Here is a 2812-nt window from a genome sequence, read left to right on the forward strand (position 1 = left end):
CAATTTATTGTTAATAAAACAAATTTTACAAAATTTATCTTTTAAGTATATTTGCAAAAAAATATATTATGCCGTCAAACTATTCAGAAGAAACTATACGCACACTTGATTGGAAAGAACACATCAGGAGACGCCCCGGTATGTATATCGGGAAACTCGGTGATGGCTCTTCACGCGACGATGGTATTTATGTTCAAATTAAAGAAGTTTTCGATAACTCAATTGATGAATTCATGATGGGTTATGGTAAGAAAATCGATATTTCCATATCAGAAAATACAGTAAGTATCCGCGACTATGGCAGAGGAATACCACTTGGGAAAGTTATTGATGTTGCCTCGAAAATGAACACCGGAGCTAAATACGATTCAAAAGTATTTAAAAAATCTGTTGGATTAAATGGCGTAGGTATTAAAGCTGTAAATGCTCTTTCGTCATATTTTTGCATAAAATCTTTTCGTGAAGATAAAGTAAAAAGTGTTGAATTCTCTAAAGGTAAAATTACTAAAGACGAGCAATTACAAGATGCAAATGAAAAAAACGGAACATTAGTTAGCTTTATTCCCGACAAAATTTTATTTGGCAATTATCATTTTATTAGCGATTATGTTGAAACTTTAATAAAAAACTACACATTCCTCAACGCAGGTCTTACAATAAATTTTAACGGAAAAAGTTTTTATTCAAAAAACGGCTTATTAGATTTATTAAACGAAAATATTAGCTCGGAAGGACTTTACCCCATAATTCATCTGAAAGGAGAAGATATTGAAATTGCCTTGACACACGGCAAACAATATGGTGAAGAATACTATTCATTTGTTAACGGGCAATTCACCACTCAAGGTGGTACTCATTTAATTGCATTTAAAGAAGCAATTGTTAAAACTATTCGTGAATTTTACAATAAAAGTTTTGAGCCTTCCGATATTCGTTCATCAATAAGTGCTGCTATAAGTATAAAAGTTGAAGAACCTGTGTTTGAATCTCAAACAAAAACTAAACTCGGCTCAAAAGAAATTGCTCCCGGCGGAACGTCTGTTCGTAATTTCATTAATGATTTTGTAAAAAAAGAACTCGATAATTATTTACATAAAAATCACGATACTGCAGAAATACTGCTAAAGCGAATACAAGAATCTGAAAAAGAAAGAAAAGCAATATCAGGAATAAAAAAACTTGCAAAAGAAAGAGCAAAAAAAGCAAGTTTGCATAACAAGAAACTTCGCGATTGCAGAATACATTATAACTCTAAAGACGAAAGACGATTAGAAACAACAATATTTATTACCGAGGGTGATTCTGCAAGCGGTTCAATAACAAAATCAAGAGAAGTAAATACTCAAGCAGTCTTTAGCTTAAAAGGTAAACCTCTAAATTCTTATGGGCTTACTAAAAAAATTGTTTACGAAAACGAAGAATTTAATTTATTGCAAGCTGCCTTAAATATTGAAGAAGGTATTGACAGCCTGAGATATAATAATGTAATAATTGCTACAGATGCTGATGTTGACGGAATGCACATACGTTTGCTTTTAATAACTTTCTTCTTACAATTTTTTCCCGATTTAATAAAAAACAGACATCTTTACATTTTGCAAACACCACTTTTCCGTGTTCGCAACAAAAAAAATACATACTATTGCTATAGTGATGATGAAAAAGAAAAAGCAATAAAAAAAACAGGTGCAAATCCTGAAATCACTCGTTTTAAAGGTTTAGGTGAAATTTCTCCCGATGAATTTAAAAACTTTATCGGTAAAGATATTCGCCTTGAACCTGTAATTATTAAACGTAACGATGACGTACCGGACTTATTATCGTTTTATATGGGTAAAAACACTCCCGAACGTCAAACTTTTATTATTGATAACTTACGTATTGAAGAGGAAGTGGCGTAAACAAGTGGAAAGTTGAAGGTTTTAACTTTATAAACTTTACGAACTTTACAAACTTTTAAGAACTTTAAACTAAATGATGCAAGATAATTCTGATAACATAAATAATAATTCTTCAGAACAGGAAAACGAGTTACAAGACAACAAAAACCAAACAGACAATTTTTCGAGCGAGCTGCAAAACATAACTCATATTTCAGGACTGTATAAAGATTGGTTTCTTGATTACGCATCTTACGTAATTCTTGAACGTGCAGTACCACATCTCAACGATGGATTGAAACCGGTACAACGTCGTATTTTACATTCAATGAAAAAGTTAGACGATGGAAGATATAATAAAGTAGCTAATATTATTGGGAACACAATGCAATTTCACCCTCATGGTGATGCATCAATTGGTGACGCATTAGTTCAGCTCGGACAAAAAGATTTACTCATCGACACTCAAGGTAACTGGGGAAATATTGCTACAGGCGACAGTGCAGCTGCACCTCGTTATATTGAAGCAAGACTGTCAAAATTTGCATTAGAAGTTGTATTTAATCCAAAAACTACCGAATGGCAAACGTCTTATGATGGAAGAAACAAAGAACCGATTACTTTACCTGTAAAATTCCCGTTACTTCTAGCTCAAGGCGTTGAAGGTATTGCAGTTGGATTAGCTTCAAAAATATTACCTCATAATTTTAACGAATTAATTGATGCTTCAATAAGCCAACTAACAGGTAAAGAATTTTGTCTGTATCCTGATTTCCCAACAGGTGGTTATGCTGATTTCTCAAGATATAATAACGGATTAAGAGGTGGTGCAATAAAAATAAGAGCAAAAATCACTAAAATTGATAATAAAACTTTAGTTGTCTCAGAATTGCCTTTTGGGAAAAACACTTCGAGTTTAATTGAATCTATTC

General features: G+C 32.4%; 2 protein-coding genes. Both read left to right on the top strand.

The genetic code is table 11. The features are described 5' to 3' along the window. Positions 1-68 precede the first annotated feature (68 nt). A complete protein-coding gene (locus tag J7K39_01080) occupies positions 69-1901 on the top strand; it encodes a type IIA DNA topoisomerase subunit B (GenBank protein MCD6178473.1) in 1833 nt (610 codons plus the stop codon). Positions 1902-1974: 73 nt separating this feature from the next. After that, positions 1975-2812: DNA gyrase/topoisomerase IV subunit A (locus J7K39_01085; protein MCD6178474.1), on the top strand; the 838-nt coding region annotated here is incomplete at its 3' end.

This window comes from Bacteroidales bacterium (genome assembly GCA_021157585.1).
GTDB lineage: Bacteria > Bacteroidota > Bacteroidia > Bacteroidales > UBA12170 > UBA12170.

Coding starts and splice junctions, on each gene's coding strand:
- J7K39_01080 (MCD6178473.1), top strand. CDS start 69: ATGCCGTCAAACTATTCAGAAGAAACTATACGCACACTTGATTGGAAA.